Genomic DNA, 15,429 nt, shown 5'->3' with positions numbered 1-15,429 from the left:
CGTTTTTTCGTTCCTCGTAGAATTCAGTCAAACCTCCATGGAGCAACATTTGGAGCGGGAAACGAGACTCGCATCTAGCGTCCGACCCATTGAAATATAAGGGTTTTCTTTCATTCCTGAAGCAGGAATGGACTCAATTCTGGACTTGTTTATAGAGTGCATCAAGAGCAAAGAATGAGTGATTCCAGGCAACGCTATTGGGTTCCGCTCATATCCAATTGGAGAATATCATTAACCTGACAGCATCAGACACGCAGGTTCAGCTCGAGAATCGCCCCCACCGACAGTCGCGCCCTCCCCCAATTCAGAACCACCTGTAGGCGACCCAAAGCTACCTGTGGTGATGGGCAGCAATCACGAGCGCTGCTCATTTCTTCTGATGGCCAACATCTAGTTTATAGAACGTCGCCTTAGCGCCTTCATCGTTATAGCCGGTGTTGTCTTGGGTATAGACGCCCGCCTTGAAGTACAGCTTTTTGTTCTTCCAGCTCGAACTCAGTTGTTTGCCCCAACTGTAGTTTTCGGCGCTGACTTGCAGATAACCTGCGGAACTCAAATTCACGTTGTAAGAGAACCGCTCGTTGAGGGCAATATCCTTGGCGATGATGATCGCAGTGTCGTCGCTGCCAGGCTTTAGCCGATATTTGGCGACAACTTCGCCCTTTTTCTTAGCTGCGTCATACAGGTACTCGACCTTCAGCAACGGACCTTTGCCCTGGTAAATATGGATTTGCCCAATGACGACCCTGCCGGAAGAAGGCATCTGGTTGATGGCCAATGTAGCTTTCAGCGCATTGTCGCCTTCCGGATACGTCCAGTTGCGTAAACGTCCATCATTAAACGTCTCACGTAGTTCGCTACGCGGAAACTCTGACTTGGAGGTGGTAGACCCCGTCACCGGCGACCAGAAAAAAAGCGTGTTGCCGGATCGAAAGTAACGATCCGAATAACCGCCTACCAAACGCGGGGTATCAATAACCTTGGAAGGTGTTCCGACAGGAATGGTCAAATTCCATGTTGCTAGGTCAATCATCGCAGGTACAGCCAGTAGATAATTTTCTGAATGGTTTTCCCATAGGGTGGATATATCAGTCTCGCAGAGTTGATTCCGCCTTTGCTGAATACACTTTTTGCATGGCTGAACGTAAGGAAACCTTCGTGCCCGTGGTAGTGCCCCATACCTGACTGCCCGACACCACCAAAAGGCAAGTCGTCCTGCGCCACATGCATAAGCGTGTCGTTCAGGCACACACCGCCTGAGTGTGTCTGGTAAAGCACTCGCTCCTGCTCCTTTCTGTCATGGCCAAAATAGTAGAGAGCCAGTGGCCGGGGTCTCTCTGTTACGTAGTGCAAAGCCTCTTCAATCCGTTCATAGGTCACAACGGGCAGGAGTGGGCCGAATATTTCCTCGCGCATTACGTCCATGTCGTCGCTGGGATTCAAAATGAGCGTGTGTGGTAACCGTCTCTCCTGGAGAGCCGGGAACAACGGAATAATCTGAGCGCCCTTCTGTTCCGCATCGAGGATGTAGGTGGCGAGTCGCTTTATCTGACGATCATTGATGATGCTCGTATAGTCTGGATTGTCCTCAAGCTTGGGGAATAAACGCTGTATTGCTTCCCGGTAAGCCATTGTGAAATCGTCGAGTCTCGATCGCGGTACGAGGACGTAGTCAGGGGCGACACAGGTCTGCCCCGCGTTCATGGCTTTACCAAATGCAATGCGTTCGGCAGCCTGCGCCATTGGCACCGTGAAGGAGATGATAGCGGGCGACTTTCCACCAAGCTCCAGAGTCACTGGCGTGAGATTCTCTGCGGCGGCGCGCATGACGTATCGTCCTACTGAGGTCGCGCCAGTGAATAGCAGATGGTCAAACGGCTGCTGGGAGAACGCTACGCCTACCTCGGCCGACCCCAGTGAGACCGAGATCATCTCCTCGGAAAACAACTGGCCCAACAGCGTTTTAAGCAACTGCGATGTAACAGGCGTCGCCTCGCTGAGCTTTAGCATCACTCGATTTCCGGCTGCGAGGGCGCTGACGAGAGGACCGATGGCCAGGAATAATGGGTAGTTCCAGGGAACAATCACACCCACTACACCCAAAGGTTGATAGACCACCCGTGCCGATGCCGGTTGGAAAAGCATCCCTACAGAGCGTCTTGAAGGCTTCATCCAGCGGCGTAAACGCTTCACTGTGTAGTCGATGTTATGCAGTGAAGGGAGGATCTCCGCCACTATGGTTTCGTCAGCTGAGCGATTACCGAAATCGACGCGGATGGCGTCAACCAACGCGGATTTTTCCTGGACTATCATTCTGCGCAGCGTTTTCAGTAACGTGATTCGGTGTTCCGCGGAGAGCATCGGATCGGACCTGAAAGCCGCTTGCTGACGAACGAAAACCTCACGCATCTGCTCAACTTGCTGGGGCGAGCAATCCAGATGTTCTTGTTGCGCAACCATATAGAAAACCCTTGTTTCTGAATAATGCAGATTGGGAGGCTACCGCCTCAGGCTGGTGCGCTGCTTGACACTGGGTGACAGAGATTTTGGCAGTCCACGCCAATCTGGCTGCAAGGTGTTTTTGTAGATGCGTAGGGCCAACGGGCAGCGATGCCGAGCGGATTCGGTGGGACTGGACTTTATTGAGAGCTGCTCCGATCAAGGGCCGGATCGGCTTTGCCATTACTGCTCAACCACACATTGACGCTCTCGACGCTGTCTTCGGACAGCTTGCCGGCCCAACGATTAAGAATTAACAGGTTGGTTATAAAGTCGTATTGAGTCTTGAGCAGGTCACGGCGAGCCTTGAATTCGTTTTGTACGCTGGTCAATACATCCACGGCATTCACCACGCCATAGGAGAACGCTTTTTGAGCCGCAACACTGGACTGTTCGGCTGACGCCAGGGCATTTCGGTTGGCGCTTATCTTTTCGACGCTTGAGTCTGCGGTCAAATAAGCATTTGTCGTTTCCTTGACCACCTGACGGCGAGTGGCTTCCCATTGCTGTTCAGCAGTGATTTGATCCTGATAAAGACCACGCACACGTGCCGAGGTGGAGCCGCCGCTGTAGATCGGAACCTGCACGCCAATGCCGGCAACGTAGCTGTCAGTCTTGGGCGCCAGGGCATTGTTGTAGCCTTCGTTGGAGTTTTGAGCGCTTAAATTCAAACTGACAGTCGGGTAGTGCCCGCCCTTGCCCGCGCGCAACGCGGCACCGGCGGCTTCTACAGCATGTTGACTGGCCTGCAACTGCGGGCTCTCCTCTACCGCCAACCGCACCCAACTGTCCAGGCTTTGAGCCGACACCCGCAACTGCACGTCATCACGCACGCGGCGGAGTTTTTCTTTCACCGGGCGCCCGATGATTTCCGACAACGCGGCACGGGTTACCCGCACTTGATTGCTTGCATCCACCTCTTGCGCCGCTAGCAAGTCGACCCGAGCCTGGAGGTCGAGCTTGTCGGTAATCATCGCCAGACGTTTCTCGTACAAGGCTTTGACCCGGTCGAGATTTTTCTGCGTGGCCCGGCGTTCGACCTGGACCAGTTCAAGTTCATCGTCAGCAGCCAGGGCCGCGAAATAGCGCTGCGCAAGATCGACAGTGGCTTCGGCCTGGGCGTCCCTAGATTCGTCACCGGACTGTCGGGCCAGGCTTTTGAATTTCTGGTAATTCTCCCAGGCCGCCTTGTTATAGAGGGCCTGGGTCAAGTTGAGGCTGTAATTCTCGCTGTTGTAAACCTGGTCGGTGAGTTCGTTGGTCTGCCTGATGCGGTTGGTACCGGCATTGGCCGAAATCTGCGGCAATAGACCGCCAAAGGCTTCTCGCTGTTGCTCTTTGCTGGACTGGGCGCGCGAATATGAGGCCAGGACCCTAGGGTCCTCCAGGCGCGACTCACGGTAGAGTTGCATCAGATCTGCCGAATAGTCCTTGGCACTGATGCTGTCCGGCGCCGGCCGGGGCGTCGAAGGCTCGGCCGTTTTCGGCTCGCCAGCGTGAACGGGTTGCACCAGCATCCCCAGGATCAGGCATGGCAACAGGCGCACCGTCATTCCTCAATCATCGATTGGGAAACAACATCGCGTGCAGGTTGCATCAGGTACTGCAGCATCGTGCGCTCACCGGTATTGATCAGCACATCAGCCGGCATACCGGCCAACAACTTGCGGTCAGCCAATGTGTGTACGCCCTCAGGGGTCACGCTTATCCGCGCCAGGTAATAAGGCTCGCCGGTTTTCTCGTTGATCAGGCGGTCACCGGAAATACCGGTGACCAGGCCTTCGACGACCGGAGTGGTGGCACTGTTGAACGCGCTGAAACGGATGTCGGCTAGTTTGCCAATGGCGATACGATTGATGTCTTGCGGCGCCACCTGAGCTTCGACTATCAGATCGGAGACCGAAGGCACGATGTCCAGCAACGGTCTGGCTTGAGCAACGACACCGCCGACCGTGTGCACGGTCATGCCAATGACCATGCCATCGTCCGGCGCGCGGATAATGATGCGACTCAATCGATCGGCAAGGGCTGACGTGCTCTCCTGCAGGTCGTAGTTTTTAGTCTGGACTTCGGACAACTGCTTGACCACTTCGGAGTTGAAATCCTTATCGACCTGCAGGACCTGCAGTTGTGTTTCGTTGATTTGCAGACGAGTCTTGATGTTGGTGGAATTGTGGTCTGCGACTTCCGACCGCAGCATGTCCAGCTTGCGCTCTTGCTCCAACAGACGCTGTTTATCGACGAAGCCTTGAGCCAGCAATTCGTTCAGGTCGCCGATTTCGCCGCTGTAGGATTTTTTCAGGTTGTTCTTTGTCGCGATCATTGCGTCAGTGCCTTTGATCTGCTGGTTCAGTTGGCCGATGCGCTCTTGCAGCACCGAGATCTGGCCCAGACGTGAAGCACGACGGGCGTTGAACACGTGTTTTTCACCCACGCGCGCTTCAACGCCACGCATGGAATCGGCATCTTCCATCGCGTCGAAGTTGATTGAGGTGGTGTCGTCACGTTCGGCAATCAGGCGGGTTTCCATCGCTTTTGCGGCGATCAGCTGATTGTGATTCATCTCGTATTCGGACCTAAGCTGTGCCTCATCCAGCACAATCAGCGGTTGGCCTTTAGTCACCCTGTCACCATCGTGTACCAGCACCTCTTTGACGATACCGCCCTCCAGGTGCTGCACCGTTTTGCGGTAGGTCTGCACGGTGACGACCCCTGGCGCATACGCCGCACCATCGAGGGGTGCGAATGCCGCCCAGGTTCCGAACACACCGAACGTCACGAAGACGATGGCAAATCCCAGGCGGCGCGTTGCGTGGTCGGATGTTGGCAAATCGGCGAAGCGATCGGCTGCAGTTGCTGCTGTACGTGTCATCGAAATCTTCCTTTCAGACACTGGCCGCAGACGTACCTGTCGCAACCTGAGTTGTTTTTTGTCGAGCCGCCAGTTGCTGCGCGTCGAGTTCTGCCATCACTTGATCGCGGGGCCCGTACATGCTTACCCCTCCTGCGCTCATCACCAAAATGCGATCAAGCTGCGCGAGAATGGTGGTGCGGTGAGTGATGACAAAAATGGTCGCCCCTGTCAGCTTGAGCGTCTGGATGGCTGATGTCAGCGCGCGCTCACCGACTTCGTCGAGATTGGAATTGGGTTCGTCCAGCAGGATCAGCCGCGGAGTGCCGTAGATCGCCCGGGCCAGACCCACCCGCTGACGCTGGCCACCGGACAGGTTGATGCCTTCGCTGCCAATGACGGTGTCGTAGCCCTGGGGCAACAGCAGGATCATTTCATGCACGCCAGCCATCCTGGCGGCATGCACGACTTTCTCGGAATCGACATCGGCAAAGCGCGCAATGTTCTCGCTGATGGTGCCTTCGAACAGTTCGATGTCCTGCGGCAGATAGCCCATATGCGGACCCAGTTCGTGCTTGTCCCAGTGGCTGATATCGGCACCGTCCAGCCGCACAACGCCGTGCTGTGGAACCCATACCCCCATTAATGCCCTGGCCAGGGTGGATTTACCCGAAGCGCTCGGGCCGATGATCCCCACCACGGAACCGGCCGGTGCACCAAAGCTGATACCGAGGATAATCGGCGTTTTCGAACCTGGCGCCGCCACGACCAGGTTCTCCACCTGCACATGACCTTGAGGCACCGGCAAGGACATCCGCTCCGGTTCGACGTGCAGCTTGTCCAGAATGGCGTTGAGCCTGGCGTATTGCGAACGAGCGGTGACAAAACCCTTCCAACTGCCAATGATCAAATCTATCGGTGCCAGGGCACGGCCCAACAGCACAGAGCCGGCGATCACCAGGCCTGGGCTGATTTCATGGTTGACCGCCAGAAAGGCGCCAAGTCCAAGGATCAGCGACTGGGCCAGCATGCGGAAGGTTTTCGAAATGGCACTGACTAACCCTCCCCTGTCACTGGCTCTCGATTGCAGAATCAGCACGCGTGCGTGGCGCAGGCTCCAGCGGTCCATGAGGCTGCCGAGCATACCCATGGATTCAATGACTTCGGCATTGCGCAGGTTCTTGGTGGTGTCCAACGTCGCCGCACTGTTTTCCTTGTTGGCCTGAGCCAGCGTCCTGCCAGTCGCCTGTTCGTTGATAAAGGCCAGCAACAGCAAAATCACGGCACAGCCCAGCGCGGTCCAGCCATACCAAGGGTGAAACAGAAACATCACACCCACATAAATCGGCAGCCATGGCGCGTCGAAAAAAGCGAGAAGACCGTTGCCAGTCAGAAACTGTCGCAAACCGGTCAAGTCGCTCAGCGACTGGGCAGATGCATCCATACCGCCGCTTTCCAGGGCCCGTTTGAAGCCGGCCTTATAGACATGGCGGTTGAGTAACACATCCAGCCGGGTGCTGACCCGTACCATGATGCGTGAGCGGACCCATTCCAGCGATCCCATGGTCAGCACCAGAACCGTCATGATGAGGGTCAACATGGACAGCGTCGACAGGCTGCCGCCGGTCACTACCCGCCCGTATACCTGGAGCATGTAAAAGGTCGGTACCAGCATCAGCGCGTTGATAAAAAAGCTGAAGAAGCCAACCGATAAGAAACTGCTCCGGCACACACTCAATGCAGTCTGCAAGCTGTTTTCATGTGTGCTGCGCATAGTCTCGAAACTGCCAGGAGGGTACGAAAAAGTGTGCGCATATTTCGCCCACGCCACAGGCGCAGAATTCAGGAAATAGAGCAACGCAATAGGTCTAAAATAACCGCAAAGAAACAACTACGCTGAACCACCATAACCCTCGTTTATTAACAAGGCCAGACGGGCAGCGCATTATCATGCAACAATTAATATTGACCTATGATTTTAAAGTCCAATCAATCGGCAAAAATAGTCTAATGGTTGACTACACTTGCGCACAAGGCAAAATAAATATAATTAGAGATGAACTTATGTCGTATTTGCCGGTCCAGTCGCACCCACATATAACAAATATGCAACTGCCTCTCAGAGCGAAATCCGATTATCGAACAGCCCAGGAATAAATTAACAAGAATTCACACGGCCAATATTGTTTTGAAAGGTATTATGAGCCGACAGTTGCAGCTTATCCGTCAGAAATTTGAAATAACTTTCTACACTCAACCGGTATCGAGTGCCGGATGTCGATATTGACGCATATTGGAGATAAAAACGTAATGACATCTACTTCCGCACAAGTTCAACAGCTGTATGTCGTATACCTTGGTCACGCCGCTGATAAAGCCGGTCTGGATTACTGGATGTCGGAGCTGAACGCCGAAACGCCTACCCTGACACTGGAGAGCCTCGGCACAAAGCTCATTAACGAACGGCCCGAGTATTCTGATGCTTACGGTGGCCTGTCTCGGTCCGATACGGTTATCAAGATGTACAACAACCTGTTCAATCGCTCGCCAGATACCACCGACCTTGACTACTGGACTTCGGGGGCGGGGGCAGCCATCCCTGCTGATCAGTTGCTCACCACATTCGCAAACGGCGCAACCGCTGCCGACGCACAAGTCATTGCCAACAAGGTTTTCGTAGCGCAGGCCTATACGGCTGCCGTCGGCACGAACTACACCCTGGCAGACTCGACGACAGTTCTGGACGGTGTTGACGGTACGACCGCGTCTGTTGATGACGCCCTGGATAAACTGGAAGACGGCAGCCTGGCAGGTATCGCCATCCCGGCGGGCGTTGCGGCTATCAAGGCCGAAGCCAACGCAGAAGCAGCGCTGTCTGCATTTGAAGCCAGCGCAGTCACCGAGCTGGTGGATTTAAATAAAGCGGTAGTCGCCTTCAATCAGAAACTGGAGGCCCCGGCAGAGCTGGAGGCCCTTGGCTGGCCGGACTATGAAGGCGTTGACCAGTCCATCACCAATGCCGAGCTACTGCGTGATGCAATCAGCGGCAGCACGACCGCAGAGCTGCAAATAAATGCTGGGGCGCAAGCATCGGAATTGGCTGAGGCTCGCCAGGCCTACACCCTCGAGGCCGGTACCGTTGGCCATGTGGCATTGGCAATTGATTACGAAAATGCGGTCAAAGCCAACAATGACTTGATTGCCGCCGCTCCGGAGACAGTAAATGTGGTAACCGGCAAGGTTCAGGCTGATTTCACTGTCGCAGAAGGGAGTACAGGGCTTGAACTGGTACACGCCAATGAAGCCGCCGGCACCTTCATTGATAGCGCAACAACCCTTTACAAGAGCCTGACCAATCCTGAGGCTACTAGCGCTCAAATTACTGCCATAACCGATGCATTCGGCACATTCCTGGGTGTTGACGGCGCAGCTGACTTCAGCAAGCTGAAAGCACTTGCCGCGACTGACTATGCCAAAGCGATTGCGCAAGGTGCCGAAGAGACTGCCGCCTCAGCCATCACCGGCGCTGCGGGTGACGCTTATAAAACAGCCTTTGCTGACAAAGCCGACGCTGACAACACTCTGACTAACACACAAGCTGCCGATGTGCTGGTTACCCAGGCACAATTACTTGAAAGCACTCACCTGGCGCTGGAAGCCGCGACGGATGTCGCGCTGCCCTCCTTTGTCAAAGACCTGGCTGACAAGAGCACCGACACCACAGACCTATATTACTCGGCTGCTGACGCCGGCCTCGAAAGGAGCACATATTACATCGCCAATTTCAATAAGGGTGACGCGATATACGTGGGAGAAGGCTACACACTGAACACCAACAACGCCATTGATGGTACAGGCCACTTCACTGGCAGCGACACCCACTCGCTGGAAGTATTCTTCACACAGGACAGCTACGACTCCAAGGTCATAACGGTCGTCATGGAAAAGAACGCAGTAGGTAATGCTGTGGGTGGTGCCACCAGCAACACTATAGAGATCGAACTATCAGGCATCGAGTCGTTGAGCGACGTGAGCTTCTCCAACGGTATTATCTTTAGCAACCACGTTATTGCTTGAAAACAAGACTGGCGGACTGACCTAAACTAAATCCTGCAAGTTCGCACTTGCAGGGTTTATATATTTGGCATCCCCCAAGTCATCATGTTTGTTGCCAATAGTTCAAAGAGTTTTATGGTTTCCATAGTTGGCGTCTACTTGCCACTTTGCCAGCCACGTTCACCGAGAAGACATCACTTGATTGCGTAAACGACCTTCATCATTCGCTCGAAAACCCAGGCGGGTATGGCGCGTTTAACCAATACCATCAAGCGCTGGTCGAATCGCCCTACGGAGTAGCGAACACTCACTTTGCGCTGAACCACAAGACGTGCGGCGAGTTCCGCGACCAATGCCGGGTCTGCCCCTTTGTTCTCATCGCGCTCATACATCCCCACCGTGGTGGTCAGCTGCGTAGCATTGGGCCCGGAAAGGGCCTGACGGGTGAACACTCGCGCGGCAGTGAACCCCGTCCTGAAATCCCCAGGATTGATATTGGTGGAATCGATGCCGGTTCCCGACAGCTCCATGCGCAGCGCTTCGTTCAAGGCCTCAAGCGCGAACTTGCTGGCACTGTAGTAGGCCTGGAATGGCAAGCTGACAAGGCCTGCCAGCGAACTGACGTTGATGATGCGGCCCGCACCTTGCGCACGCATATGCGGTATGACGGCGTGAATGGTCCGCACGGTCCCGAAGAAATTGGTTTCCATCTGCCGACGGACTTCGTCCAGCCCCGTGTCTTCGACAGCGCCACAGATGCCGACACCCGCATTGTTGATCAATACGTCGATTCGACCTGCAGCGGCGATCACTTGGTTGATCGCCCTGGTCACCGAGAAATCGTCGGTCACATCCAGCGCAATCATCCGAACCTTGCCCACATCGCCTTTAGGCAATCGAGTGGTGCCAAATACAGTATGTCCCTGTGCTGCCAAACGCTCGGCTATCGCCTGTCCCAAACCGGATGATGCCCCGGTCACCAGTACAATCTTGCTCATGGTCTGTCTCTCGCTAAATCTTGTTGCGACAACAGCCGTGGCACCGGAGGGTGCCAGACGCTGCCGGCTTCAAAGGAATGAGCGCGCAAGGTGAACCCTTTCACGCTCGACATCGGGGAGAAGAAACCTAGCGACCAGACCGGCGCAATGCCGATGGGCTGAACTCTCGCAGGTTGCCTTTCCAGCCAAACTGGCTGGGCGCCTTCTCTTCATTCTCGACGCCGTTGACGAGGTAGCGCCGGGCCTGCAAGTCGTAACCCACATCACTTGAGGGAAAGTTCACAGCGACGTCGTAGCGCTGCAAGGTATGGGCCTCCAGCACGCGCCACAATTCGCCGCGCCCGTCGTAAAGGTCCTCCTGCACGATGTTCCAGCTGTCTTCGTCGAGGTAGAAACGGCGCTTGGCATAGATGTGGCGCGCGCCCGGTTTCAAGGTCGCCTCGACCACCCAGACCCGATGTGGCTCATAGCGCACCAGATCCTGATTCATGTGTTCTTTGCCGACGATTTGCGAATACTTCAGGCTCCGGTCATTGAGCTTGTAGTTGTTGTACGAAACGAGCATTTCCTTCTTGCCGATCAACTTCCAGTCGTACTTGTCGGGGGCGCCGTTGTACATATCAACGCTGTCGTTGGTCCGCAGGCCATCGGCGCTGAGCTCCGGTGTGTCATAGGCGACTTCCGGGGCTCGAAGCACGCGGCGCTGGCCAGGGTTGTATTGCCAGGCCAGGCGCCCTTCCTTGACCTGGTCCAGCGGCTCGTGGACCAGTGTCTGCAAACCCGCAAGGCTCTCCGGGCCGGTGACCATGTCGAGGTAGTAAAACAAACGGTTCGGCTCAGGATTGCTCAAGCCGCTGGCCATGGCCTGGCGAGCCTCGGTATGCACCGCCGAAAAGCTGCCGCTGCTCTGTACGATCAATTGGCTGTAGTAACGCAGAGTGCCACCTGCACGGTAACGCACGATATGGTTCCACATCGCTTCCAGACCGTCCTTGGGAATCGGGAACGGAACACTGGTGCTGCCGTAATTGACCATCCCCGCACCACCCGGTACCAACTCGACATTGGGCGCCTCCTTTGCGATCCGGCTGTACTCCTCGGCGGGTAACGCCAGGGTCCGGTGGCTTGGGTAAACATTCATCTTGTAGCCGGGGTACTGTTTGATCAGGGCTTTGTAGCCGTCACTGAGCACGGCGGCATACTGCCCGACGTTGGCCGACGTGACGGTAAAAAGGGGCTTCTCGCTGGCGAAGGGGTCGGCGTACCCTGCTTCGGGCTTGTAGCCCGCCGGGATTGTCGTGAGGCCGCCCTCCCAGGCGGGGATGGTGCCACTGGCGTTGCCAGCCTTCTCTGCACCGGTCGGCGTAAGGTCCTTGCCCAGACGGGCCGTCTCCTCGGCATTCAACTTCGCATGGGCCAGGTTGCATCCGAGTGTCATGAGTCCGAAGAGCATCGCGCTTCTGACGAGGGTATTGTTCATCATTGTTTCCTCTATCTTTTAGAAGCCCATTCGCGCACTGAGGGCGACGAAGTCACGATCCGTGAGGGCATAGCGGGTATTGCCACTGCCCGACCACGACAGATCGACCGTGTATTTTTTGGCGTAATCGGCGCGCAGGCCGACTGTTCCGCGCAGGCGGTCTTCAACCAGCTCACCGTCATGGGACCAACCCTTGACGTCATGACCGAAGGAGACATACGGCGTCAGGTTGACCCCGGCCACGGCATTCAAGTAGGAGAGTTCGGCATTGATCCGGTAGCCCCAGGCGAACTTGCTGACGAAGCCTTCTCCGGAGCACGCGTACTTCTGGTACTGCTGCAGCACCGCCGTTTGACAGCCCTGTTCGGCGTTGAAATCGCTGCCGTAGTTGTCGACGTTGCCGTAACGACGGGCATCGGTATCCGGCAGGTTGTGGATGTACTTGAACGCGGCTTCACCGACCAGGTTCAAACTGTCCGCGCCCAAGACCTGCTGATAGCTCTTGATAAAGCCCAACGACAACTGTGAGGTTTTCAGTCGGTCGTAGCCTTTGAAATTGCTGCCGGGAGCAGCGGCCAGAACATCATTGGCCAGCGGCAAGTTGAAGCCACCGGAAACGGCAACCGGATCGAGGACCGCCGGCAGGAAGTCGCCGGCATAGAGCCCGACCGGTTGATTGGGTCGATAGCTGTACTCTCCGAAAACTGAGGTACCCAATATGTTGGTGTTAAAACTCAGGCCGAAAATACGGATGTCTTCCGGGTACGTTGCGAAATAGCGAGAAGCGTCAGGCCCGGAGAAGTCGCCACTGAAGTTGGAACCGAACAGCTGCGCCGACGCAAATGGAATGGTCGAATGCAGGTTCATCGCATAAGCGCCTATCTCAGTGCCAATCGACTCGATGTAATAGCGTGCTGCAACGCCGAACTGACCGCCGTCACGTGCTTCGTCATCCTTCGCGCGGTGAATGTAGACGTCATTACTGAAAGCGGAGCCGTCGTTGGACTCCCCTCCAAATGCTGCATTGACATCGTTCAGTACCGTCAGGCCATCGCAGCCATCCTGGATGAAATCATTCGCTGCGTAGAAGGTACCGCAACCCGGCAAGACGGTCTTGCGCCACTCCAGTTTGTAGAACGCTTCCAGGGTCAGATTGTCGGTGACCCCGAAGTTGCCATACAGCATGTTAGTCGGCAGGTAGGCTTCTTTGAGTTGCGACCCAGGGCGCACCAAAGCCGCCACATCGAACGGGTTGATCTCATTGATCCCGCTCTGGAAAAACAACCCCTCCCCCCAGCTGATCACCTGACGCCCAGCTCGCAGATGCAGCGGTTTTTCGCCCAAGGTAAAGTCGCCGTAGACATAGGCATCCAGCAGCGCCAGCCCTTGAAACTTGGCCAGTTCGTCGAAGTGGCTGTCGTCCAGCTTGCTGTTCTGGCGATAGCCATTGGAGGCATGGCCGAAGTCGACGTCCTTGTTCTCCAGGGTGTAGTCGTACCAGGCCTTCCCACGCAGGAATGCCCCATAGTTTTGATATTTAAGTTCCAGCTCGCCCAGCAAGGTGGTAGGCGAACTGACCAACTGGCGCTTCTTGCGAAAGTTCAGTCGGCTGTCGTCGATGGTCGCGGCATTGTTCGGGTTATAACCGCCACCCAGGCCGATGCTGGTCGCATTGCCCTGGTTGATAAAACTGGATTCGGGCTTCTCCGCGCTCCAGATGGCACCCGTCGCGATGCTGCCCCGCGCATTGCCTGTAATGTCCCCCAGCGTAAATTCTGCTGCATGAGCAGGGATGGCGATTGTCAGGGGGGCCAGCGTGGTAGCGGCTAATGTGGCTACGGCCAGACACCTCTTCTTGCAGAGTAGATACACGGGCGTTAACTCCACTATTTATTGTTATTGAGGCCCTGGTGCATTGACTCCAGGAACATCGAGTATCGGTAAGATGCCCACCGCATTACTCGACATCCCGTGCCAGGAAATCGGCTTGACACGCCAATGTGGAAAAGAGGTGCGCGGGGGCGTAAAGCACAGACGGGAAAAAGCAAAAAGGCGGTGTCGAACCAAAGTTCAACACCGCCTTTCAAAAGTGATCGCGGGCTCTCATGAGTCGCTATCAGCCGATAGGGTCAATAGACTCGTATGCTCAGCGAACGAAGCCGCCTCACTGATTGACGTCGTTCAAGATGTAATGCGAGATGGCCTTGATCGTTTCATCCCCCAGGTAGGCCTGAGGCGGCATCTCTGCAAAGTCGGTGCGTTTGCGCACCGGGTTGGCGATGAACTTCGCCAGGGCGTTCACATCCTTACCGTACATGGCCTGGATCGACTGAATCGATGGGCCGTGCAGCACGCTTGAGTAAGTGTGGCACCCGGTACACACGGCCAGGTAAGTCAGACGACCACGTTGCTCGGCAGAAAAAGGCTCACTGGGGGCCGGCTTGTCGAGCATCGCCGTTTTGTAGTCCGCCTTGCTCATGCTGCTATCGCACACGCCCCAGCGATTGGTCCCGAGCATGTCGACCCCCTCCTGCTTGACCGAGCAATGGCCTTTACCCTTGCCGGTCGATACCACTTCAAAGCCCACCCGCCCGGCTGGTGCAATGAAGTCGGCCAGGAGTCCTTCAGGCTTCTCTCCGTTGTTGACGAAGGTGTTTTTCATGATTCGAGCATTGTCCGGATACGGATCGACCTTCGGGTCATCCGCCATACCGAACGTGACGTTATCCACGACGAAGATGCCGATGCCCTGATTGTCCTTGATCAGGTTGTTTTCAATCGTCGCATCGTCATAACCGACCACCAGTATGCCAAGCCCCGAGGGGACGCCCGCCGCGATGGAACTGGCAGGGGCAAAGTTCTTGAGGTTGTTGTCGTAGACCTCGTTATCGCGAATCACCACGTACTGCGAGTCTTTCACCGGCAGGCCAGGAATCAGCGAAAGCATGATCCCGGCAGTGTTGTTGTACACCTTGTTGCCAGCCATCAGCGCGTTGCGGGTATTCTCGAACTCCAGCCCCATCACGTTGCCGTGGGCCACGTTGTCGAGGACGTTGATGTTGTCACTCATGCCCACATAAATGCCCGCGTCTTCACAGCCATACACTTCGTTTCCCTGCACAAGTCCGTTCTTGCCGAACTGAGGGAAGATGGCGTAGAACGCGCCGGATACTTCGTTGTTGATGATCTTAAAGTTGTTGGAGCCTTGGGTCATGATCGCATTGCCCTTGTAACCCTTGACCATGAACCCATCGATCACCACCCCGTGGCCGGAGGCGATGATGCCGTCATTGCGCTTGTTCTCCCCGTCCAGTACCGCCTCGCCCTTACGGGTACTTTTAAGCGTGATGTTCTGCTTATCAATGTAGATGGATTCGGTATAGACCCCCGGTTCAACGAGGATCGTGTCGCCATCCTTGGCCTTCTTCACCGAATCCTGAATGCTCTGCCCCGCCTTCACTGTCAATTCCGCTGCTGCCACAGTGGTACTCAGGCTGTAGGCTGCGAACAATGCGACCAGGCAAGTAAGTTTTTTCATCTGGAAA

10 protein-coding genes are annotated in these 15,429 nt (G+C 55.6%); 1 reads left to right on the top strand and 9 read right to left on the bottom strand.

The annotated features are described in order from the left end of the window. Positions 1-367: 367 nt before the first annotated feature. The 5 genes from ACMXYJ_RS16725 to ACMXYJ_RS16705 all read right to left on the bottom strand — a co-directional run bounded on the left by ACMXYJ_RS16725 (position 368) and on the right by ACMXYJ_RS16705 (position 7,124). A complete protein-coding gene (locus tag ACMXYJ_RS16725; protein ID WP_415756048.1) occupies positions 368-1,033 on the bottom strand; it encodes a polysaccharide lyase family 7 protein in 666 nt (221 codons plus the stop codon). Next, positions 1,030-2,460, bottom strand: coding sequence for a coniferyl aldehyde dehydrogenase (locus tag ACMXYJ_RS16720; protein WP_415756047.1), 1,431 nt, complete (start codon positions 2,458-2,460; stop codon positions 1,030-1,032). The genes ACMXYJ_RS16725 and ACMXYJ_RS16720 overlap by 4 nt, the downstream gene beginning before the upstream one ends. Before the next feature lie 179 nt (positions 2,461-2,639). After that, a complete protein-coding gene (locus ACMXYJ_RS16715) occupies positions 2,640-4,016 on the bottom strand; it encodes a TolC family outer membrane protein (RefSeq protein ID WP_415760745.1) in 1,377 nt (458 codons plus the stop codon). 32 nt (positions 4,017-4,048) lie between these two features. Beyond that, on the bottom strand, positions 4,049-5,371 hold the full coding sequence (locus tag ACMXYJ_RS16710) for an HlyD family type I secretion periplasmic adaptor subunit (RefSeq protein ID WP_415756046.1): 1,323 nt from the start codon (positions 5,369-5,371) through the stop codon (positions 4,049-4,051). A 13-nt stretch (positions 5,372-5,384) separates the two neighbouring features. Further along, positions 5,385-7,124: a type I secretion system permease/ATPase gene (locus tag ACMXYJ_RS16705; RefSeq protein ID WP_415756045.1), complete on the bottom strand. Its 1,740-nt coding sequence runs from the start codon at positions 7,122-7,124 to the stop codon at positions 5,385-5,387. A 500-nt stretch (positions 7,125-7,624) separates the two neighbouring features. On the opposite strand from ACMXYJ_RS16705, the gene ACMXYJ_RS16700 reads away from it, so the two are divergent. Further along, positions 7,625-9,427, top strand: a complete 1,803-nt coding sequence (locus ACMXYJ_RS16700; protein ID WP_415756044.1) for a hypothetical protein — start codon at positions 7,625-7,627, stop codon at positions 9,425-9,427. A gap of 173 nt (positions 9,428-9,600) precedes the next feature. Here the strand turns inward: ACMXYJ_RS16700 and ACMXYJ_RS16695 are convergent, their stop codons facing one another. The 4 genes from ACMXYJ_RS16695 to ACMXYJ_RS16680 all read right to left on the bottom strand — a co-directional run bounded on the left by ACMXYJ_RS16695 (position 9,601) and on the right by ACMXYJ_RS16680 (position 15,422). Then, complete coding sequence (locus tag ACMXYJ_RS16695) at positions 9,601-10,404, bottom strand: SDR family oxidoreductase (RefSeq protein WP_415756043.1); 804 nt, start codon at positions 10,402-10,404, stop codon at positions 9,601-9,603. 127 nt (positions 10,405-10,531) lie between these two features. Continuing rightward, positions 10,532-11,884 carry a DUF1329 domain-containing protein gene (locus ACMXYJ_RS16690; RefSeq protein WP_415756042.1) on the bottom strand — a complete coding sequence of 451 codons (1,353 nt, stop codon included), beginning with the start codon at positions 11,882-11,884 and terminating at the stop codon, positions 10,532-10,534. An 18-nt stretch (positions 11,885-11,902) separates the two neighbouring features. Continuing rightward, a complete protein-coding gene (locus ACMXYJ_RS16685) occupies positions 11,903-13,756 on the bottom strand; it encodes a DUF1302 domain-containing protein (protein ID WP_415756041.1) in 1,854 nt (617 codons plus the stop codon). Positions 13,757-14,048: 292 nt separating this feature from the next. Next, a complete protein-coding gene (locus ACMXYJ_RS16680; protein WP_415756040.1) occupies positions 14,049-15,422 on the bottom strand; it encodes a parallel beta-helix domain-containing protein in 1,374 nt (457 codons plus the stop codon). Between the last annotated feature and the right edge of the window lie 7 nt (positions 15,423-15,429).

The sequence above is a fragment of the Pseudomonas arabinosi genome (assembly GCF_047758675.1).
Classification (GTDB): Bacteria; Pseudomonadota; Gammaproteobacteria; order Pseudomonadales; family Pseudomonadaceae; genus Aquipseudomonas; species Aquipseudomonas arabinosi.
The sequence above is the reverse complement of the archived record's forward strand: the minus strand, read 5'-3'. Positions and strand labels throughout refer to the sequence as shown.